A 19030-nucleotide genomic window follows, 5' to 3' on the forward strand; every position below is an offset into this window, starting at 1 on the left:
CGTAGCGATAAGCTGCCACCGTGGACCTTCGGTATCCGTGCCCTTTACGCGCACTTGGCACGCCGGGTCCCGACCTGATCGGAAAATCCACCCAGACCAGGAAGGAACACAACAATGACCTTGGCAGGCAGGCTGCTCATCGGCCAGCAGACCATCACCGGCACTGGCGTCGCCATTCACGCCGCCAATCCGGCCACCGGCGAACCGCTCGAACCAGCCTATGCCAGCGCCGCCGAGGTGGACAAGGCCACGCAGCTCGCCTGGGACGCCTTCGATACCTACCGCGAGACCTCGCTCGAGGATCGCGCAATGTTCCTCGAAACCGTGGCCAGCGAGATCGAGGCCATCGGCGATGACCTGATCGAGCGTGCCGTGGCCGAGACCGGCCGGCCTGCGCCAGCGTCACATTGCGCTGGGCCCGGTGGCGGTGTTCGGTGCCTACATAATACACGGAAGCGTTGGAGCCTGATGGCTTTGGCTATGAGGATCAGCGCTGGGTAATACAGCGTATTGCCGACTCGGTCGCTTGGCTGACAGGCGTTCGTTATAATCAGGCACATATGGGACGGCTCCTGAAGCAGCGGGGATGGTCCTGGCAGAAGCCCAGGCGACAGGATATCCGCCGCGACGAAGCCGATATCGAACACTGGCGAGACGTGATCTGGCCGGAATTAAAAAAATAGGCCCAGAAACAGGAAGAAACCCTGACCTTCGTGGATGAGTCGAGCTTTCACCTCTGCTCGCATCACTGGAAGGCCTTTGCTCCCGTGGGCAAAACCTCGGCCTTCAAAGGGAAGCGAGGGCAGTCGCCTCACCACATGGTCATTGGTGCTGTATCACTTCAGGGACGATCCTATTGCAGTTGGGCGCCGGGAACTGTCACCGGGGCTGCCATCGTTACCTTCCTGAAAACACTGCTCCGGTACTGGCGCGGCAAGCTGCGAGTCATCTGGGACAATGTCCCGGTTCATCGCTGACATGCCCGCCCTTTTCTGCCTTCCCCGACCGACCGCGCCCATATAGTCGCCGGCCTGGAACTGTTGGCCTCCTATATCGAGGACTATCCGCACGTCTTCCAGGTGCAACAGGATTCCCGTGCCCTATTGAGCCCATCCGATCTGCGCCAAGTGGCGGTCGCCCTGAACGACCCCAGGGTGAGTGTATCGCCGACGCTCCGTTTTTCTTTAGTGAGGAACGCGAGAGCATTCGTGTGGGTCTGATGGCGCTGGCGGACATGAGCCGGTTATTTGGCACCCACGCCACTGGGGACCACTTTGCCCATCTCTTCGAGGACAGGGGGCTCGCATGAAGCCATCAGCCATTATCGCCGCTTCATCGAGGAGACACCCGCCATCGATGAGATGGGACTGCGCATCGACTCTCCGCACAAGCCTGCTGCTCCGCTTGATTCCACTTACCTAGTGACTCAGACCGCGGAACCGGACCGATCCGCTGCCCCGTACCCCGTACCCCGTACCCCGTACCCCGTACCCCGTACCCCGTACCCCGTACCCCGTACCCCGTACCCCGTACCCCCGGTCTACGATCCGGATATTCCTCCGCTTCATCAATTCGCCCCCAGCCTGCAAGGAGCCGTCATGCAACCGACCGAGCAACAACAGGCCATCGCCGATGCCGGGATGCGGGGCGAAAGCATGCGCATCGAGGCGCTGGCCGGTACCGGCAAGACGTCCACGCAGGCGATGCTGGCCAAAGCCATGCCCGGCAAACAAGGCGCCTACCTCGCCTTCAACTGCGGCATCGCAAAGGAGGCGCAAGGCAAATTTCCCAGTTGGATTCAGTGCTCGACCATTCATTCCCGCGCATTCCGCGCCGTCGGCCGGCATTATGCCCGCCGCCTTGAGAGCCCTCAGGGCGGGGGTAGCCTCACGCCCATGCCATCACTGAGGCCAGCCGTTCGCTCGGCGTTATGGAAAGCGTGCTGCAACACTGGGTAAAGCAGCTTGCCGGGAGCGTGCGTGCTGGAGTTACCCCCAAGTCCAAGGCGCTAACGCCGGAACAGCAGCGGATACAAGAGCTGGCGCCCCGGAGCCACCGCTAGGCGGAAGCGATGAACCATTGTTAAGTAGATTTTTGACAGGATTGACATTACCCAACGTTTATGTTTCGGCCGAAAGCCAGACACATAAAAACACCAAGGCCCGCATAAGCGGGCCTTGGTGCTCGAAGCCTTACGGCTCGACAGGACAGACTAACCGGAGGTTAGGCAGCCTGGATGTTTGCAGCCTGAAGGCCTTTCTTGCCCTGAGTCACGTCAAAAGAGACCTGTTGACCATCTTGGAGGGACTTGAAGCCTTCAGCTTTAATTTCGGAAAAGTGGGCGAACAAATCATCACCACCATCGGCGGGAGAAATGAAGCCAAAACCTTTAGCGTCGTTGAACCACTTAACTGTGCCAGTTGCCATGATCGAATTCCTTAAGCGCAAAGCGCTTTTTACTACGGTTGCCGGGTGCTACCCCAGATGAAGTGGGCAAAACAAGGGATATAACCAGACTACCGAATGATCTAGGTACAACTGACATATGCGACTTGCTAACCAACTGAACACATCATGTCATCTTGATTAAGGATAGTCAATGAGATTATCGATATAAAGCCAAACGAGACGATATGGCGATTTTTATACCTTTGGCCAACCCCGGGGTAAGGGCGATTGTGAAATGTCATATAAGGCTTCTTCGAAGCGTTTGTGACAATGGTTGTGCCTTCGGTCAAGAAAAAGCCCGACCATGGCTTGGCCCGACTTTTTCTTTGGCGCTGCATTTCCTTGCGGTCTTCACAAGCATCCTGCTTGCGCATCCTTGGGCTTGAGCCATTCATGTGCTCATTCTTCAGTGGCTGAACGCTCCATGTTTTATCAGGGAGATTGCTAGTATGAGGCACGGACATATTAACCGATTGGATTCAGCATGCCCGGCTCCGAAACGAAAACTATCTATTAAGGCGTCAACGATCTCTTCTTCGATCAGCGAGGCCGCCTCTACTTTACGGATCAGGGCCAAACCGGGCTTCAGGATCCCAGTGGCCGGGTCTATCGCTTCGATCTCGACACGCGTCGACTCGATTGCCTGATCAATAACGGCATCAGCCCCAATGGGCTAGTGTGCGATTTAGCGGAGAAGGCGTTGTTCGTTGCGATGACGCGGGGCAACGGGGTCTGGCGCATTCCCTTGAAAGACCAAGGGTCTGCCGGAAAGGTCGGCCTGTTCGTGCAATTGGCGGGCGATGTTTCCGGCGCGGATGGCCTGGCGCTCGATGAAGCGGGAAATCTTTACGTCTGCGATGCCGGCAATGGGTGTGTGTGGGTTTTCGACCCCCATGGCGAGCCGCTCTGGCGACTGCGCTCGCCGACCCAAGGCCGAACCCTGACCAACCTCGCCTTTGGCGGTGATAACCGGCGAATGCTTTACATGACGGAATCGGCCACTGGTCAATAATCCGAATCGAGGTAGACAATCCTGGAAAGAGACTTAGTTATTAACCCCTCCACAGTACTGCACATCGATATCACTATAGGGCTATGCATGGCTCGTTTCCTGCGAGCCAGCTAGCTATTTCGCCAAACCATGCTGACAAGCATCGGCCAATAGCTGACATTCAGCTAAAAATGAAACCCAGCCAAGCCCACTGCCCAGCACCATTGGAACACCCTCCGTTAGGAACTGACTTCCTCTTGCGGAAATGGGCTGCCTTGGCTTTCCTTCTCCTGATGCCGCCGTTGCGCGGGCGTCCATAGCGTCTTCAGGTAGTTCACTACAAGCTGAATCTGCTGTGAAGACAGCACATCGCCAAAGGCTGGCATGGTCAGGCGCTCGGTCTTGTTCCAAGGGTCACGCCATCCCTCTGCAATGATCCGGTAGAGCATGGCATCGGAGTGTTTCCAGGTATGCCCCTGCGGATTATGCGGAGGGGCCGGTAACTCACCCAGCGCGTTCTGACGCTCCCAGTTCGGCTGGCCTTCCCCCTGGACGCCGTGGCAGCTGGCACAGTATTGCCGATATATTCTTTTGCCCGCTTCCAGCGGCTCAGCCCCATCTCTGGTTGGCTCTCCACCGGCCAAGGCAGGGCCGGTGAAAGAGGACGCGATCAGTACGGCCATGAGCCGCTGGACGCTACGCATCGGGATCCTCCCAAGTTTTACCTTGGTCGTCGCTGATCACGAGATCGCCGTCAGCTTCCAATGCGTAGAGAGTGCCTTCCGATGCCAACGCCAGAGCTATTTTCTCCTCCTCTTTGCCCTCGCTAGCTATCGGCTCCCATTGCTGCCCGCCGTTATCGCTTCGGAACAATCCCTGCTCGGTACTCACGAAGACCTGCTTGGGTTCATTGACGTTATAGGTCACGTCATAGACCTTGCCGGTATTCAGATCGCCACTCAGACGCCAGCCACAGAAACAATCCATGGAGAGGCGCACGGCATCATCGGAAACCGCATAGAGCCAGCCGGTCTGCATGCTGCCTTCCATATCGGAGTGGACGAGCCGGCGTATGGTTTGCGTCGGTCCGCTATCCATCTCCTTCCACGTCTTGCCAGCGTCCTCGCTCTGATAGAGCCCATCGTCGGCTATCACGGCATACAGCGTCTTCGGCTGGTTACGGTGGACCGTAAAGGCGATGACGTTCTGGCTGGGTAGGCCGTCGTTAAGGGCTTGCCAGGATTCGCCATTATCTTCGCTACGCTGCACCCCGATAACGGGGCCGGCAATATATAGAACATCGCCGCTTTCTGCCGGCACAACCGCCGTCACCAATGTTCCTTTCTCTACAGCAGGCGGCAGGGCGATGTCCTGCCAAGTCCTGCCACCATTCTCGCTCTGTGAAAGCGCATTATCGTCGACCTTGAGCAGTCGATTGCCTGCCTGGTCGTAGCTCAGTGCAGGCAGTACCTCCTCGGCAGCCATTGTCTCATTCGCTGCGCCCAGGCTGGCCACAGCAATGCCTGCCAACGATGCGGCACGTAAGAAATGGTTTACTGTTTTACGCATGAAATATCCTTGAAGACTGTTACCCAATGGAGCCTAAGGCAGGGAACGTTGCCAGCAGCCAGTAAGACAACGCCGTCAGCTGGCCGCTAATCATCAGCACACCCATGCCTACCATGATGAGGCCAGCCATGATGTGCATGGGCCGCCCCCAGCGACGCAAGAGCTTCTGATGCTGAAGGAATCTGTCGAGCGAGATGGCCGTGAGAAGAAAAGGAATACCAAGGCCCAGCGAGTAAACAGCAAGTAATGCCAAGCCGCTAGGGACATTGGCTGTCGAAGCGCTAACGGTAAGAATCGCGCCCAGGATCGGACCGATACAGGGTGTCCAACCGAAAGCGAACGAGACGCCTAGCAGATAAGCTGCGCCGAGCCCACCACCGTTATTCGTGAGCTTTCCCAGAAAGCGCCACTCCCGCTGCATCCAATGCAGTGGGAGCATGCCAGTCATAAATCCCCCGAACAGGATGATGATGCCGCCGCCTATTAGGTTCGCTTCCTGACGGTAGGTCAGGAGTAATCGCCCGATAGCCGTGGCGCTGGCTCCCAGAATCAGAAATATCGTGGAGAACCCGAGCACGAACCACATCGACTGAGTCATCACCCTGAGCCGTTCACGCCGACTCGCTTCCTGCATCTGACCCAGCGAGCGCCCTGCCACGAAGGAGAGATAGCCGGGCACCAGTGGTAGAACGCAGGGAGAAACGAACGAAATCAGGCCTGCTAGAAACGCCGTGAGCAGGCCGATGTTGGCGACTTCAAACATACCTCAGCTACGCATTAAGCCGTTTCCTTGGAGGCTATAGGAGGCACTTCAGAGTGGGCCTGCTGTGTCGCCGTTTCACTTTGGTTGGCAGACTCGCCTTTCTTGTCCTTCTTGCAGTGCATCAGGCACATCACTCCACACATGAGCAGACATGGCAGGAGACTTACTAGAACCGGTGCAATGCCGAGAACGACCAGTTGATCCCAGCCCATGACGAGGCCACCAGCCACAACTACGGCTCCTAAGATCCATAAGCGGCGCGGGCCTGACACCAAGCTTTTGAGTCCTGACTGTTCCTGACTTTGATTAGATTTATTGCCACTACAGCAGCTCATAATGAAACCTCTTTCGAAAGTCCAATGGTTTCTTCAAGAAACTCGGTCATTTCCGGGCTGTCCCACTCTGTTACGCCCACCAGCCGTCCGATCTCGTCACCGTGGGGGTCAATCAATAACGTCGTCGGGATCCCAACAGTTCCAAGCTTGGTTCCGGCCATGCCGGTGGTATCGATATACTGGCGGAGATGCTCGATACCCACGTCAGTATAAAAATCTTGCACGACCTCGATCCCCTTGCGATCGATCGACAGGGCGACGACCTCGAACGCTTCCCCGCCCAACGTTGCCTGTAGCGCATCCAAGGTGGGCATTTCCTCGCGGCAGGGACCGCACCATGTCGCCCAGATGTTCAGCAGCACTGACTGGCCCTGGAAGTCGGCAAGAGTTAGGGGTTTACCCTCGCTATTTTCGAAAGCCAACTCAGGCAATTCGCGCGGACTTTCCCAAACTATGAACCCTTGTGGGCCGACGCCTTCGGGTAGACTGGCCACAGCGGTTGATGCCATAACCATCAGGCACATGATTGCCACGGTCTGCTTGAGAGTAACCAGTCTCATAGCCTTCCATTACCAGCGTTAATAGGTAGCGTACACTTCAGGCGATTCGGCTGGCTGGAAGGCTAAGGTATAGACTTCGATCGGCCCTTGCTTTTCGCCTCCCATGCCCGGCGACCCTAGTGGCATGCCTGGTACGCTCAAGCCTTTGATAAAAGGCTTGTCTTCTATTACCTGCTTGATGCTTTCAGCATAGACGTGGCCTTCGAAGACATAGTTGCCGATCAGCGTAGAGTGACAGCCATAAAGCCTCTCAGGAATGTTATGCTCTGCCTTCAGCTGTGCCAGGTCATTGGTGTTGATGACTTCCACGTCGAAACCGTTGTTTTCCAGGTATTCGGCGTGCCCGGTACAGCAACCACAGTTAGGGTTCTTGTAAAGCGTCGCCGACGTCTCGGCGGCGAAGCCTGAAAGCGGGAAAGTGAGCAAGGCAGTAAAGGCTAGGTTCTTGAGATATCTCATGAATCGCTCTCTAATATTATGCACCCACATGGATGGTCAGCATGGAAAGAGGCTGTTCCAGACCGCAATGGAACAGCCTCTTTCCAGTTAAACGCTGGCCTCATCGCCTTCAGACTGCTTCTGCTGCATCGTTTCCATCATGGCATTGCACTTTTCCATCATGGAATGCATCTGCCCCATCATATTTCCCTGCATATGACCCTCACCCATCATGTTGCCTTGCATGCCATTGGACTGCGCTCCTTCTTGGATACTCTCCTGAGCAAGAAGAGAATTGGTACCGAAAGCGCTCACAGAAATGGTGGCAACAGTTAACATTACGTTGTGTATCTTCCGCATAATCTTATCCCTCATGTTGGTTCAGAAACTGCATTGTCAATATTGCTATCGCTTGGCAGACCGGCCGCCATGCTCTTCAGCTGTACATGACCATATCTTTAAAGGGGACTTTAAGGTCAAGTGCTTTCTTTCTGCGTATCCTGCTTTAAATTCCTTCTTGACCTCGGGGTCGCCCTAGCGTTCTAAACTTCTCGGGTCGTCATTGCAGGAGAGGCCCCATGAAAGTCAACGAACTCGCTCAGGCAGGCGGGGTAACAGCGGAAACCGTACGCCATTATACCCGCAAGGGTTTGTTACATCCGCAGCGCGACCCACAGAATGGCTATCAGCTTTATAACAATGAATCCCTTAGCCGAATATGCTTTATTCAGTGCTTCCGCGTGCTGGGCTTCAGTCTTGGGGAGATTAAAGGCCTGCTAAGCGAGGCCATGCAGGAAGACGCCTCCTGCTCTAGGCCACAGGATATTCTGGCCAATCAGCTACCCCAAGTTCGCGCACACATTAAGGAACTTCAAGCTTTGTCCGAGCGAATGGATCAGGCTATGGAGTCTTGGCGAGATACTTCCGGTGGCGTGCCTACTGGCCATCTCGTCAGCCGGCTGTTAGACGACTTGTCGCAGCCTATTATCGTTTAGCGCTACCTACGTGCCGAGGCGGTCCGCTCGTAACCGGCACCAGCCAGCAGTGATCGATAAAGCACTGTTTCGAGGCAACACTGGCCTGAATGCTGAACTCTGCAAACAATAGGGAATGCCATGGGGCTTTATAACCGTCATGTATTGCCGCGTCTCATGCATCTGGCAATGCGCACGCACTTGCTCGAAGCACACCGTCAGCGCCTGGCATCACAGGCTCAGGGCATCGTGCTAGAACTTGGCTTTGGATCAGGGCTCAACTTATCCTTCTACGACCTTGAAAAGGTCCAGCGGCTCTATGCATTAGAGCCCGAGGAAGGCATGCTCGAATTGGCTCGGGCACGTATTGTCAAAGCGCCATTTCCGGTAGAGGTCCTACAGGCCGGCGCTGAGCGGATTCCGCTTCCCGATCAGAGCGTCGATACCGTCCTTTGTACCTGGACACTCTGCACGATTCCTAACATCGAACAGGCGCTCGTCGAAACGCGTCGAGTCCTTAAGCCTGGAGGCCAGTTCCTGTTCACGGAACACGGCCTCTCATCGGAATCTCGGGTGGCACGTTGGCAGCACCGCATGACACCGCTCTGGAAGCGCTGTGCGGGAGGCTGCCACCTGAACCGTGAAGCAGATGTTTTGCTGCAGGGCGCAGGGTTTGACGTCATCAGCGTTGCCAAGGATTACCTCGGACCACTAAAGGTCATGACATATATGTACGAGGGACGAGCACAACTACCAAACGGAGCAGCGAAGCCAAGAGAGAACACCAGTAGCGTACCCTTACAGACTGACTCACGAAGCCCCAGCGGATAGCTGGCCCGAGGTAAACGTGACAGGAGCCGAACCGGCGAACGCCTCCAGTTCAGTCTGAGCTGGCGGATAGCAAAGTCCATCGTCCGAACAGCCCTGGAACGTCACCGTAATCGCCAACGGACCAATATCCTCGCTTTCCGAGGCGATAGGAGCACTGAGCACGACCTTGTCATAGAAGACGTATATCTCACCCAGTTGTGGGTGATCGACAGGCTCCCCCGGGGGAACTTCCAACTCGCCAAAGCTGACTGAAGGGTCGCGGCTTTCTAATGCAAACTGGTGTCGATGCAGATAGTAGCCGGGGGCATTCTCAAACCCAACGAATAGCCTTCCATCGCTTCGCCATGCAATGGCCTGGAAGGCTTCTTTAACCGGGAGAAACTTGCCCAGGAAAAGGGGCTCGGAGCTCTGGGCCTTGCCACTGCCCAGCGGCAGACTCTCGCTAGCATATGTCTGGGTAAATGCAGCCAGCACAATAATGAAGGAAAGAAGATACTTTCTTAGATGCCTTCTCATGAGGTAACTACCTTGCTTGCATCATCTACCGGCTGGTTTCTAGCCCAGGCCATCAAAATCAAGCCGACGGCAATCATGGGTAAACTCAGCAATTGCCCCATGGTCAGCCAATCAAAAGCAATGAACCCCAACTGAGGGTCCGGTTGGCGCACAAACTCCACGGCAAAGCGGAAAACACCATAGAGCAACAAGAACAGGCCAGATGTCATGCCACGCTGACGTGGTCGGCTAGAAAACCACCACAAGATAATGAACATGACGATGCCCTCCAGAGCGAACTCATACAGCGCAGAAGGGTGGCGTGGCTCTGCTCCCAACCCCATCATGGGAGGCCATACCATCGCCCAAGGCACATCGCTAACACGGCCAGGCAATTCGTGATTAATAAAATTCCCGATACGCCCGGCGCCCAAGCCGATCGGTACCAATGGTGCAATGAAGTCAGTCAGTTGGAAGAAGGCCAGCCGATGCTTGCGAGCAAATAACCAGGCTGCAACCAACACACCAACGAGCCCTCCATGGAAACTCATCCCCCCTTCCCAAACCTTGAACAGCCACAAGGGGTTGGCAAGCCACTGCTCGAATCCATAAACCAGGACGTAGCCAATACGGCCTCCTACCATGATGCCGAGCGCACCGTAGAAAATCAGGTCGCCCATATCATCATGACTCAGCCCGATACGCGAGGCACGACGGCGCCCGAGCCACCAGGCGGCTATCAACCCGATCACATACGTGAGTCCGTACCAATGGATCTGGACCGGCCCGATAGCGATGGCTACAGGATCAATCAAAGGATACTGAAGCATGAATCCTACCTTTTAGGTTAGCTTGCCCACTGATCGTCGGGCTTATGCTTGGGAGGGGTGCGGGGGAAACTCCTGAGCCAGAAGTGCCGAATCACGAGCACTGGGGTCCATCGCCAAACCACGGTAGAAGAAGAAACTCAGCCCCAGGAAGATAAGTAAAGGTGAAAGCAACAGCAGCCGGCGTTTCACATATAGCCTCGCGAGTTAATAAATATTCTTACTTTAGAGATAAGCGTCCTCGGCGCCCTTCGTAGACACTCCATCCCCATCCACTATTGCTGTTCAGACAGGACGCGCTTGCCTTGCCCGAGATTTAGGAACAGGCTCTATTGGGAGTACATGGCTGTGTGGCTGGAAGCGACGCAGGCGTAGCGAATTTGCCAGGACGAAGATACTGGACAGACTCATGGCCGCAGCTGCCAATATCGGATTGAGCAGGAAGCCGGTGAACGGATACAACGCACCTGCCGCTACCGGAATCAACGCCACGTTATAGCCATAAGCCCAGGCAAAATTGGAAAGAATCGTCTTGCGGGTGCGCTTGGACAGTGCCGTGGCATTGACAATGCCTCTCAGATCGCCACGCATGAGCACGACGTCGCCGGCCTCGATCGCAATATCGGTACCCGTGCCAATAGCAATGCCCACGTTGGCTTGCGCCAATGCCGGCGCATCGTTGATACCATCGCCAACGAATGCAGTATTGTGGCCCTCGGCCTGCAACCGCTTGATCTCATTTGCCTTCTGATCCGGCAACACTTCGGCGAGTACCTGTTGAATCCCCACCTGCCTGGCGATGGCCTCGGCCGTGGCGCGGTTATCGCCGGTCAGCATGGCCACATTCAGGCTCTGTGCCTTGAGTGACTCGATAGCCTCGACCGAGCCCTCCTTGAGCGGGTCGGCAACAGCGATTATCGCCGCAAGCTTGCCATCGACTGCTGCATACAGCGGGCTCTTGGCCTCTCTGGCGAGCACCGTGGCACGCCCTTCCGCCTTGCCTAGTTCGATGCCGAGCAGGCTCATATAGCGGTCAGCTCCCACATTGAGCTTATGTCCGTCGACCTCAGCCTCGATCCCAAAGCCAGGTTCGGCCTGGAAATGGCTGATGGATGGCAGGTCTAGGCCCCGGTCTTTCGCACCACGTACGATCGCTTCGGCAATGGGATGCTCACTTTGCGCTTCGACCGCGGCGACCCATCGGAGCACTTCGTTTTCCTGCCCTTCGAGTACAACGAAGTCCGTCAATTCGGGGCGCCCCATGGTCAACGTACCGGTCTTGTCCAGTACGATCGTGTCCACCTTGGCCAGCGTCTCCAGTGCCGCCCCCTTACGGAACAGCACGCCCATCTCGGCCCCTTTACCGGTCCCCACCATGATCGCGGTTGGTGTCGCCAGACCCATGGCACAGGGACAGGCAATCAACAGCACACTGACGGTGGTGACAAAAGCGAAAGCCAGCGCCGGCGTTGGACCGAAACCGAGCCACACGGCAAACGTGATTGCTGCTATCACGAGCACGACCGGTACGAAGATTCCGGCAATCTTGTCGGCCAGCTTCTGGATCGGCGGTTTTTCCGCCTGGGCCGATTCCACCATCTTGACGATCTGCGACAGTATCGTATCGGCACCGACCCGGGTGGCACGGAACGTCAACGCCCCGTTCTTGTTGATCGTACCGCCAACGACCTCACTCTCTTTCTGCTTGCCGACCGGCACCGGCTCGCCACTGATCATCGACTCGTCGACGTAGGAGTAGCCTTCCTCGACAATGCCATCGACGGGGATACGCTCCCCTGGGCGAGTCAGGATGCGGTCTCCCGGCACGACGGCCTCGATCGGTACTTCGACCGTATCATCGTCGCGAATAACACGGGCCGTCTTTGCCTGTAGCTGAAGAAGCTTTTTGATCGCCTCGGAGGTGCGGCCCTTGGCGACATGTTCGAAATAACGCCCCAGCAGGATGAGGGTAACGATGACCGCGGCCGCCTCGAAATAGCTTTCGGCAGTCCCCGCCGGAAAGAAGCCGGGAATCAGGAGCGCAGCCACAGAATAAAAATAGGCGGCGCTTGAGCCAATCATGACCAGGCTATTCATCCCCGGATTCACGTGGCGCAATTCAGCGAAGCCCGCCCGGTAGAAGCGTGCCCCCGCGTAGAATTGGACCGGGGTGGTCAGCAACCACTCGATGCCCATCCAACCCCGGTGCGGCATGATGCTGGTGAATATCGCTTCCAGCGCAGGAATCATCTTGCCCATGGCAATAAACACGACCGGAATCGTGAACGCTGCCGCAAGCAGCACTTTGTTGCGAAGCTGAATGCCCTCCCGATCCTCGCGCTCGGTCTGCGTGTTCTCTCCCTGATCCTGCGGCTCATAGCCGGCATCACGAATGGCATGTTGGATGCGCGGCAGCGTCACCGCATCAGGCAAGAAGCGCACAAAGGCCTTTTGTGTAGCAAGGTTCACATTGGCCTGGACAATGCCTGGTAGCTTCTCGATGGTACGTTCAACACGCGAGACACAGGAACCGCAGGTCATCCCGATGACGGGAATCTCAGCAGTTTCAATCACGGGTTGGTAGCCGGCCTCTTCAACGGCATCGGCTACCTGGCTGGGATTGGCACGCTCTTCGAAGGCAACCGTGGCCTTTTCGGTCGCAAGGTTCACCTGGGCCTCCGTGACACCGGGCTGCTTCTTGAGGGCGCGTTCTACGCGACCGACGCAGGAGGCACAGGACATTCCCCGGATACTAATATCGACTCGCTCGGCCATGTAGAACTCCTGACAGCATCGCTCACGTTAATAAGGTTCGGATGGCTGGCGATTGTTTCGCCAGACCAGAAGACGGGACAGAGGGGCCTTACTTGCCGTCGGTGATCGCTTCGACAATGGGGCACCCTTCTTGCATAGGCCCCTCGCCTGAGCATTCGGAGAGCGTTTTCGAAAGCACCGACTCGATTCTTGAGAGATGCTTGATCTGTTCTCTAATTTTTATCAACTTCTCTTCGGCAATCCGCTTGGCTTGTGCCCGATCGCCGTTGGCATCCTGCAGGATCAGCAACTCGCGAATCTCGTCAAGGGTAAAGCCCCATTGCTTGGCCTCAAGAATGAACTGCAGCCTGGCCACATGCTCTTCGGGGTAGCGGCGATAGTTCGACTCCGTTCGCTGGGGCTTCGGCATGAGCTGCTCTTGCTCGTAGTAGCGAATCGCCTGGGGGGCAATGCCGCAACGCTCGGCCAGTTGCCCGATACTATAAGTTGTCATCAGCACATCCTCAGCGACACTTCAGGCAGCCCGGCGCAGCCGAACCGCCTGATGGAATTCTGTTAATTACTTGGGCTGGCGTACGACACGCAGATACGGCGTTTTTTCGTCCCAGCCATCAGGAAAACGCTCTCTGGCTTCCTCATCCGACACCGAGGGGACAATGATGACGTCTTCGCCGTTCTGCCAGTCGACGGGGGTAGCCACCCTGTGCTTGCCGGTCAGTTGCAGCGAATCAATGACCCGCAGAATTTCATCGACATTGCGCCCAGTGCTGGGCGGGTAGGTCAGGGTCAGACGAATCTTCTTGTCCGGGTCAATAATGAACACGGTGCGCACAGTAACCTTGGGATCCGCCTTGGGATGGATCATCCCGTAAAGGTTGGCCACCGTCTGATCGGGATCGGCCAGCAGCGGGTAGTTGAGCGCGGTGCCTTGGGTCGTCTCGATATCCTTAGCCCAACCGTTATGGGAATCGAGCGGATCGACTGATACTCCGACCAGTTTTACGCTTCGATTGTCGAACTCCGCCTTACGCTTGGCGAAGGCACCGAGCTCGGTAGTACAGACGGGGGTATAGTCCGCTGGATGCGAAAACAACACCGCCCAGCCGTCGCCCAGCCACTCGTGGAAGCTGATCTCTCCTTCGGTGGATTCGACCGTGAAATCGGGCGCAGTATCACCAAGTTGTAATGTCATCATTCTTTCCTCAAGCAGGTTATAGGGATGATGCACTACGTACGATATCTTTAAAGTGAACTTTAAGGTCAACCCTCTGATGAAAGGCTCGGTATCGAACCAGGCGAGCAGTTGTCCGATGTGCTTGACCTCCGGGCAGGGCCCAGGTTTTATGCTAGCGTGTCGCATCCAGCCATCATTCACCTCGATCAGCCGATGCGCGTCTCTTTACTGTCTCAGGAAGTCCTAGCTTGGATTCGCTCTCGTCTATCGGTTTGATTGGTGCCTTTGTCGGTGGGTTGATTTCCTTTTTCTCCCCTTGCACGTTACCGCTCCTGCCGGGCTATCTTTCCGTCGTCACGGGCGGCAGCGTCAACAAGCGGGACAGGAAGATCGAAGCACTGATACTCAGTACCTTCTTTGTCACTGGCTTCACGCTGGTATTTATTATTCTGGGGCTAGGTGCCAGTTCGCTTAGTCAGCTCCTGCGTGGCTACCGTCAGGAACTCAACTGGATCACGGGCTCGGTAGTCATCTTGCTGGGGATCTTCATGACCGGCCTACTCAACATGCCTCTCTTCCAGCGCACACTGCAGTTCGACCTCCGATTTAAGGGCGGATCCCCCCCCCTATCGGCCACAGCGTTTGGCGTATCATTCGCCATCGGTTGGACGCCCTGTATCGGCCCCATCCTAGGTGCGATACTGATGGCCACCTCCAATGCCGCCAATGCGCAGCATGGGATGATCTATCTAGGCATGTACTCCGCCGGGATGGCGTTGCCCTTTCTGGCGAGTACGCTCTGCATCAATAGCCTCAGTCGCCATAGCAAGAAGCTCGGTAGATGGAGCGCCTATACCCGGCCGATTGCGGGTACAATCCTGATTCTCATGGGGATAGCCATCGTCTCGGGTACCATGACGCGTCTCTCCAGCTTCATGGTCGACCTGTTTCCCTATTTAGCGACGCTGGGGTAGGTAAATTTCGATGTATACAGGCCAAGAGTCTATTCGATAACAACTTTATCGCAGCGAAGTTGCCCACGAAATTAAAAAACAACTGTAAATTAGATGAGCATAGATAATAAGGCTAAGCATTGCCTAAGAGTATTCTCGGTTTCAAAAAAGCCCGCTTTTGGCCGTGACTGCCCTTCGCGGACGTCAGATTCCGGCCAGAAGCGGATCTTCAGTATATTCTAATAATGCCAGTATTTGCAGCTGATTTGGGGCGCTGCGAAACCAGTCCGGCAACATGCGCTTGTTAGGCGCCAATATCTTAATCCTGCTTCTCTCGCTGCTTGACCATTAATTGAAGCTGCCTATTAATGGCTCGAAGCTCGTTGCGTATCTCTTGAGCGGTTGTAGTATTCGGGCCCTTAAGCGCATCGATGATCGCTTGATCAGCACTTATGCGCGTAGGCATACCCTTGAGATGTTTTATCCCGAGCACAAATGATTCGCTGTTCTTTCTGAGAAAGCCAACAGGGCTTCGGAACTTGTATGAAACCTTTACGGGCAGCCCAACTCCTATCTTACTTTCAAGGCCGGCATACTGGCCGCCATTGAAAACGTAGCGCTGCCCGGCAGATACCGATGGTAACCCTGATTTTGTAACGAGTGCTCCATCTCCATCCGGCTTCTCGATACCAAAGCAGTTGATAGGCAGTGGTTCTGAGAATGTCACATCGAAAGCACTGCCACCACCGATGTTTTCAACGACGAGGTCAATGATCGAAGGCACATCGGGATTTGGCTGGTAGTAGGCTAGCAGCTGAGGCTGAGAGCTCCTTAGAACAGCCAAATAGGCTACCCACACAGCGAGAAGAGTTGCGAGCGGGCTGACGACGTACGCGATGATTTGGGCTAGTAAAGACACGGCACCCCCCTCTAATTTTATATTGGCGCCTTACAGGTATTAGACTGCGTGCTCGATATTCCACTTTAATGCGCATGCTGCCTTTTTTTGGCACGTCCGCTTCGGGTCGAAAGCGGACTTTTACCCTTACCTGCCAAGCTTCAAATACCATTGATTATTTACCATCTGGCATGCACGTCAGGCCTCATGGATACCTCAACGCAACAGCTCCCGCGGGCACCTGCTGCGATTACATACCCAGACACATCACCGTCCGGGAATGGCATCATTTCCCTGCGAATCGCTACGCATAGTTCTCTCTTTGTACTTCCTATCGACCGCCACCTCAGAGGCTTTAACCCTACTTAGCCCTAGCCCGGCAACGTTTTGCAATGATAGCGGCCAATAGCGGCAGGCTTCGGGAAGTCAGCAAATCTAGGCGGCCTCATCAACCCGTTCATTTCTAGCCGCTCGTCGCGCAGGGCGGGGACCGAGCCGTAGCGACGGCCACTTCCCCCCGTCCGGGTATACCAGCACAAATACTCGGTCCCGCAGAGATCCCCAGAGATGAACCAGCTTTTCCGGGGGACTAGTCAACCGTGAGCATGGTGGCATCGAGTGGCTTGTTGAGTAGCAATGCGGTCAGTTGGGTAAGCTCCGAGGCCACTCGGCAGGTCAGTTCATCGTCTGGTTGGCCAGAGATCGTCAAAGTAAAGTACTGCTCCACCTCGTAGGCCATGGCCGGCCTAACCTCACGTGTGCCTTAAGCGCCCCATCAACGAGGAGACTTTCTGTATCCTGTGCGACAGGTACTTTGGCTTGAAAGGCGAATGCTGCCGCTAACCTTTGTTACCTGTCCCGCGAGTTAAACCATCGGACAAGAAGCAGAACATGCCATCGAACAAAGCCCCTGATCGACACGGACTTGCGACTATCAGCCTTAGACTCGAATCGTTCCTTACCGATGCCATCCAGACCTTCGAGAAAAGGATACGGGCGACCGAGCGAGACATTCACACTATCAATAAGCTGGATTTACGCAGTGAGGCTCAAGAGCGCGAAAAGGCTCTCGAGCCGACGTATTCTCAAGTAAAAGCATGCAGAAGGCGCTTCCTTCACGCCAAACGCAAAAATGGGTTAGGTTGGTTCCTCACCCCTAGGCAGACTTTACGCACATGGCGCGTTTGGCAGCAGGCTCAAGAGCAGCATGCGCAGGCCGCAAGCAACTTCGACGCTTCTGCAGCCCAAGCGCAGCGGGCCACCGAGATTGATGCACATAGCCAAGCGGTGGAGGCGCAACGCCGCAGACAACCCAAACTGAAAGCGACGTTGGAGGCCTGCCGTTCCCGACATGCGGCCCTCATCAAATTTCAGAAAGCCGCCGCAGCACCGATGGCCGCCGCACGAGACGAAGGCTGGCTGGCCGACGACTTCGCTGGGCATTTCGCGAACATCGCGGCATTGGTACAAGATGGCCGTGTCTCGGAAGCCTCCAAGCTTCTACCAAGGCTTGTCTTCCAGGCTCGCCCCTCCGCGGCAGCCTATGCAGGCTGGCAGCAGGAGGCGAAAGATATACTTGCTGACATATATCGTGGTTCCATCGGCGTCCCCGTCACCGGCGCCTTAACCGACATTGCTCAGGCGTCGTCCGAACTTGCCGTTGCCAGCATGCGTGACGCCCCCGCCAGGAAAATGGCGTCCTGCTCCCACCCGGCCGATCAGTGGCAATTGCTTCCCTTTCTGGCGGCATCGCCTCAGCACTTCACCGTCGATGTGCTCTGGACTATCTACTGGGCCATGCTGCAGTGTGAACAGCAGATGGCAGAGTTCCTTGCGGATACTACAGCGCATGAGGACATACTGAACGGACGATTCAGTGCCTGTTTTGAAAACTGGCTGACAGGATGGGCCGCCAGGCGGATTCCGGCTTTCGGTTATCCGTCCTCCTCCTCTTACCTGGGTACCCTGCAGCTCGCGAACACGCCCGAAGAAGCCCGTACCGGCGCCGACCTTGGTGTGATCATTGCACTGAACGTGGGTGGGTTGAGATGCCGAAAGGCAGTGCTCTTGCAGGCCAAGCGAGCGAAACGGGGTATAGCTGATGTGGGCAGCACCAAGGGCCAGCTCCCTAAGCTTTCCAGACTGCCCCGCGCGGGCTACTACCTGTTCTATCATGAGTCACCGTCCACTCCGTTTCCCCCAGTGCCGACCGTCAGCTCGGCGGAGCTTCTGCAGCAACGTCTACTCGATATGCAAAAGGACCCCGAGGCCCGCTACCTGCCACTCGATGTGAGGACGAGTGGCTGGGATTGGGCCAGCTTCGTCAGCTTTGGCTTATGTAACACCCAGTCCGACATAGGCGAGAAGTTCGATACTATCGAGGATGCATTAGGCATTCTCGGTAGTGGCTCACTGGGGCAGCTTCCTCAATATATCCATGTAGTGGCCATCGAGGATGAGCCCTACGTGCTTGAATTGAAGAAAAGGCTACGCGAGCACTATCGCAGCATGCCGGAAAAGAAGCACCAGAAGACCAGGAACAGAAAACAGCATACTCACGATGGGCCGGAGCTAGGTATGTAGCTTCGAATTACTGCTTACGCAGTACCACAGTGGCAATGCGGGCCGACGCGTGACGGCATCTAGATGCGCACTTGAACGCCTTGCTGAAGGCGGCTTCCGGGCCGTACCCCGTCATCGGGCATGCCACAGGCATGAGCAGTTAATTTTAAAAAATAATCATAATGTAAACAAAACCCACCATTTTAGAAATGGTAGGCTATAGGAAAAACTGCTCCGAACTCCATGCTTTCTTATTTGACGAGGCGAAGATTTAGCGATCGACTATGGCTAGTTTCGATTTTTTTAGCATTAGGCACAGCTACAGTCGCATATTGAAAAATATGCTTAGCAAGCTCATCCTCTGGCAAGCTTAAAACACTAGCAATACACGAAATGTATTTCCATTACTCGCATCTGATAATTATCCAAGTTCTGAA

The 19030-nt window shown here is 55.7% G+C and carries 21 protein-coding genes and 3 pseudogenes; 10 read left to right on the forward strand and 14 right to left on the reverse strand.

Going from position 1 to position 19030, the window contains the following annotated elements:
- Positions 1 to 114: 114 nt before the first annotated feature.
- From ACW4DH_RS18270 to ACW4DH_RS18290, 5 genes and pseudogenes are all read left to right on the forward strand, one after another.
- Positions 115 to 393: pseudogene (locus ACW4DH_RS18270) on the forward strand (aldehyde dehydrogenase family protein); the annotation flags it as partial.
- 65 nt (positions 394 to 458) lie between these two features.
- Positions 459 to 683: a winged helix-turn-helix domain-containing protein gene (locus tag ACW4DH_RS18275; protein WP_459637836.1), complete on the forward strand. Its 225-nt coding sequence runs from the start codon at positions 459 to 461 to the stop codon at positions 681 to 683.
- 30 nt (positions 684 to 713) lie between these two features.
- Positions 714 to 977 (forward strand): transposase, encoded by a 264-nt coding sequence (locus ACW4DH_RS18280; RefSeq protein ID WP_459637837.1) that lies wholly within the window; start codon positions 714 to 716, stop codon positions 975 to 977.
- 621 nt (positions 978 to 1598) lie between these two features.
- Positions 1599 to 1958 (forward strand): hypothetical protein, encoded by a 360-nt coding sequence (locus ACW4DH_RS18285; RefSeq protein WP_459637838.1) that lies wholly within the window; start codon positions 1599 to 1601, stop codon positions 1956 to 1958.
- Positions 1895 to 2059 (forward strand): annotated as a pseudogene (locus ACW4DH_RS18290) (transposase); the annotation flags it as partial. The gene ACW4DH_RS18285 and the pseudogene ACW4DH_RS18290, both read left to right, overlap by 64 nt.
- A gap of 164 nt (positions 2060 to 2223) precedes the next feature.
- On the opposite strand, the gene ACW4DH_RS18295 reads toward ACW4DH_RS18290, so the two are convergent.
- Entirely contained in the window at positions 2224 to 2427 is a 204-nt protein-coding gene (locus ACW4DH_RS18295; protein WP_459637839.1) for a cold-shock protein, read from the reverse strand.
- Between the two features lie 601 nt (positions 2428 to 3028).
- Between ACW4DH_RS18295 and ACW4DH_RS18300 the strand changes: the two are divergent.
- A pseudogene (locus ACW4DH_RS18300) lies at positions 3029 to 3460 on the forward strand (SMP-30/gluconolactonase/LRE family protein); the annotation flags it as partial.
- Positions 3461 to 3678: 218 nt separating this feature from the next.
- Here the strand turns inward: ACW4DH_RS18300 and ACW4DH_RS18305 are convergent.
- The 6 genes from ACW4DH_RS18305 to ACW4DH_RS18330 form a co-directional block, all read right to left on the reverse strand.
- A complete protein-coding gene (locus tag ACW4DH_RS18305) occupies positions 3679 to 4143 on the reverse strand; it encodes a c-type cytochrome (protein WP_459637840.1) in 465 nt (154 codons plus the stop codon).
- Positions 4136 to 5008, reverse strand: coding sequence for a WD40/YVTN/BNR-like repeat-containing protein (locus ACW4DH_RS18310; protein ID WP_459637841.1), 873 nt, complete (start codon positions 5006 to 5008; stop codon positions 4136 to 4138). The genes ACW4DH_RS18305 and ACW4DH_RS18310 overlap by 8 nt, the downstream gene beginning before the upstream one ends.
- 19 nt (positions 5009 to 5027) lie before the next feature.
- Positions 5028 to 5771 (reverse strand): cytochrome c biogenesis CcdA family protein, encoded by a 744-nt coding sequence (locus ACW4DH_RS18315; RefSeq protein ID WP_459637842.1) that lies wholly within the window; start codon positions 5769 to 5771, stop codon positions 5028 to 5030.
- 331 nt (positions 5772 to 6102) lie between these two features.
- Positions 6103 to 6666, reverse strand: a complete 564-nt coding sequence (locus ACW4DH_RS18320) for a TlpA family protein disulfide reductase (RefSeq protein WP_459637843.1) — start codon at positions 6664 to 6666, stop codon at positions 6103 to 6105.
- 18 nt (positions 6667 to 6684) lie between these two features.
- Complete coding sequence (locus ACW4DH_RS18325; RefSeq protein ID WP_459637844.1) at positions 6685 to 7155, reverse strand: DUF411 domain-containing protein; 471 nt, start codon at positions 7153 to 7155, stop codon at positions 6685 to 6687.
- 57 nt (positions 7156 to 7212) lie between these two features.
- Positions 7213 to 7443 (reverse strand): hypothetical protein, encoded by a 231-nt coding sequence (locus ACW4DH_RS18330; RefSeq protein WP_459637845.1) that lies wholly within the window; start codon positions 7441 to 7443, stop codon positions 7213 to 7215.
- A 239-nt stretch (positions 7444 to 7682) separates the two neighbouring features.
- Here ACW4DH_RS18330 and ACW4DH_RS18335 point away from each other — a divergent pair, with 239 nt between their 5' ends.
- Positions 7683 to 8099, forward strand: coding sequence for a MerR family transcriptional regulator (locus ACW4DH_RS18335; RefSeq protein WP_459637846.1), 417 nt, complete (start codon positions 7683 to 7685; stop codon positions 8097 to 8099).
- 120 nt (positions 8100 to 8219) lie between these two features.
- Positions 8220 to 8909, forward strand: a complete 690-nt coding sequence (locus ACW4DH_RS18340) for a class I SAM-dependent methyltransferase (protein ID WP_459637847.1) — start codon at positions 8220 to 8222, stop codon at positions 8907 to 8909.
- Here ACW4DH_RS18340 and ACW4DH_RS18345 read toward each other — a convergent pair.
- From ACW4DH_RS18345 to ACW4DH_RS18365, 5 genes are all read right to left on the reverse strand, one after another.
- Complete coding sequence (locus tag ACW4DH_RS18345; RefSeq protein ID WP_459637848.1) at positions 8889 to 9425, reverse strand: protein-disulfide reductase DsbD N-terminal domain-containing protein; 537 nt, start codon at positions 9423 to 9425, stop codon at positions 8889 to 8891. The two genes, ACW4DH_RS18340 and ACW4DH_RS18345, sit on opposite strands and share 21 nt — an antisense overlap.
- Entirely contained in the window at positions 9422 to 10234 is an 813-nt protein-coding gene (gene lgt, locus ACW4DH_RS18350; protein ID WP_459637849.1) for a prolipoprotein diacylglyceryl transferase, read from the reverse strand. Before lgt ends, ACW4DH_RS18345 begins: the two co-directional genes overlap by 4 nt.
- Before the next feature lie 282 nt (positions 10235 to 10516).
- Positions 10517 to 13006: a heavy metal translocating P-type ATPase gene (locus ACW4DH_RS18355; RefSeq protein WP_459637850.1), complete on the reverse strand. Its 2490-nt coding sequence runs from the start codon at positions 13004 to 13006 to the stop codon at positions 10517 to 10519.
- Positions 13007 to 13094: 88 nt separating this feature from the next.
- Entirely contained in the window at positions 13095 to 13499 is a 405-nt protein-coding gene (locus tag ACW4DH_RS18360; RefSeq protein ID WP_459637851.1) for a heavy metal-responsive transcriptional regulator, read from the reverse strand.
- A 66-nt stretch (positions 13500 to 13565) separates the two neighbouring features.
- Positions 13566 to 14198, reverse strand: coding sequence for a peroxiredoxin (locus tag ACW4DH_RS18365; RefSeq protein WP_459637852.1), 633 nt, complete (start codon positions 14196 to 14198; stop codon positions 13566 to 13568).
- Positions 14199 to 14428: 230 nt separating this feature from the next.
- Between ACW4DH_RS18365 and ACW4DH_RS18370 the strand changes: the two genes are divergently transcribed.
- Positions 14429 to 15154, forward strand: coding sequence for a cytochrome c biogenesis CcdA family protein (locus tag ACW4DH_RS18370; RefSeq protein ID WP_459637853.1), 726 nt, complete (start codon positions 14429 to 14431; stop codon positions 15152 to 15154).
- 298 nt (positions 15155 to 15452) lie between these two features.
- Here the strand turns inward: ACW4DH_RS18370 and ACW4DH_RS18375 are convergent, their stop codons facing one another.
- Positions 15453 to 16052, reverse strand: a complete 600-nt coding sequence (locus tag ACW4DH_RS18375) for a hypothetical protein (RefSeq protein WP_459637854.1) — start codon at positions 16050 to 16052, stop codon at positions 15453 to 15455.
- A gap of 568 nt (positions 16053 to 16620) precedes the next feature.
- Positions 16621 to 16770, reverse strand: coding sequence for a hypothetical protein (locus ACW4DH_RS18380; protein ID WP_459637855.1), 150 nt, complete (start codon positions 16768 to 16770; stop codon positions 16621 to 16623).
- 152 nt (positions 16771 to 16922) lie between these two features.
- On the opposite strand from ACW4DH_RS18380, the gene ACW4DH_RS18385 reads away from it, so the two are divergent.
- Positions 16923 to 18614 carry a hypothetical protein gene (locus tag ACW4DH_RS18385; RefSeq protein WP_459637856.1) on the forward strand — a complete coding sequence of 564 codons (1692 nt, stop codon included), beginning with the start codon at positions 16923 to 16925 and terminating at the stop codon, positions 18612 to 18614.
- Positions 18615 to 19030: the final 416 nt, after the last annotated feature.

Source organism: Halomonas sp. WWR20, assembly GCF_054602495.1.

Coding starts and splice junctions, on each gene's coding strand:
- ACW4DH_RS18285 (WP_459637838.1), top strand. CDS start 1,599: ATGCAACCGACCGAGCAACAACAGGCCATCGCCGATGCCGGGATGCGG.
- ACW4DH_RS18295 (WP_459637839.1), bottom strand. CDS start 2,427: ATGGCAACTGGCACAGTTAAGTGGTTCAACGACGCTAAAGGTTTTGGC.
- ACW4DH_RS18305 (WP_459637840.1), bottom strand. CDS start 4,143: ATGCGTAGCGTCCAGCGGCTCATGGCCGTACTGATCGCGTCCTCTTTC.
- ACW4DH_RS18310 (WP_459637841.1), bottom strand. CDS start 5,008: ATGCGTAAAACAGTAAACCATTTCTTACGTGCCGCATCGTTGGCAGGC.
- ACW4DH_RS18315 (WP_459637842.1), bottom strand. CDS start 5,771: ATGTTTGAAGTCGCCAACATCGGCCTGCTCACGGCGTTTCTAGCAGGC.
- ACW4DH_RS18320 (WP_459637843.1), bottom strand. CDS start 6,666: ATGAGACTGGTTACTCTCAAGCAGACCGTGGCAATCATGTGCCTGATG.
- ACW4DH_RS18325 (WP_459637844.1), bottom strand. CDS start 7,155: ATGTGGGTGCATAATATTAGAGAGCGATTCATGAGATATCTCAAGAAC.
- ACW4DH_RS18330 (WP_459637845.1), bottom strand. CDS start 7,443: ATGTTAACTGTTGCCACCATTTCTGTGAGCGCTTTCGGTACCAATTCT.
- ACW4DH_RS18335 (WP_459637846.1), top strand. CDS start 7,683: ATGAAAGTCAACGAACTCGCTCAGGCAGGCGGGGTAACAGCGGAAACC.
- ACW4DH_RS18340 (WP_459637847.1), top strand. CDS start 8,220: ATGGGGCTTTATAACCGTCATGTATTGCCGCGTCTCATGCATCTGGCA.
- ACW4DH_RS18345 (WP_459637848.1), bottom strand. CDS start 9,425: ATGAGAAGGCATCTAAGAAAGTATCTTCTTTCCTTCATTATTGTGCTG.
- lgt (WP_459637849.1), bottom strand. CDS start 10,234: ATGCTTCAGTATCCTTTGATTGATCCTGTAGCCATCGCTATCGGGCCG.
- ACW4DH_RS18355 (WP_459637850.1), bottom strand. CDS start 13,006: ATGGCCGAGCGAGTCGATATTAGTATCCGGGGAATGTCCTGTGCCTCC.
- ACW4DH_RS18360 (WP_459637851.1), bottom strand. CDS start 13,499: ATGACAACTTATAGTATCGGGCAACTGGCCGAGCGTTGCGGCATTGCC.
- ACW4DH_RS18365 (WP_459637852.1), bottom strand. CDS start 14,198: ATGACATTACAACTTGGTGATACTGCGCCCGATTTCACGGTCGAATCC.
- ACW4DH_RS18380 (WP_459637855.1), bottom strand. CDS start 16,770: ATGGCCTACGAGGTGGAGCAGTACTTTACTTTGACGATCTCTGGCCAA.
- ACW4DH_RS18385 (WP_459637856.1), top strand. CDS start 16,923: ATGCCATCGAACAAAGCCCCTGATCGACACGGACTTGCGACTATCAGC.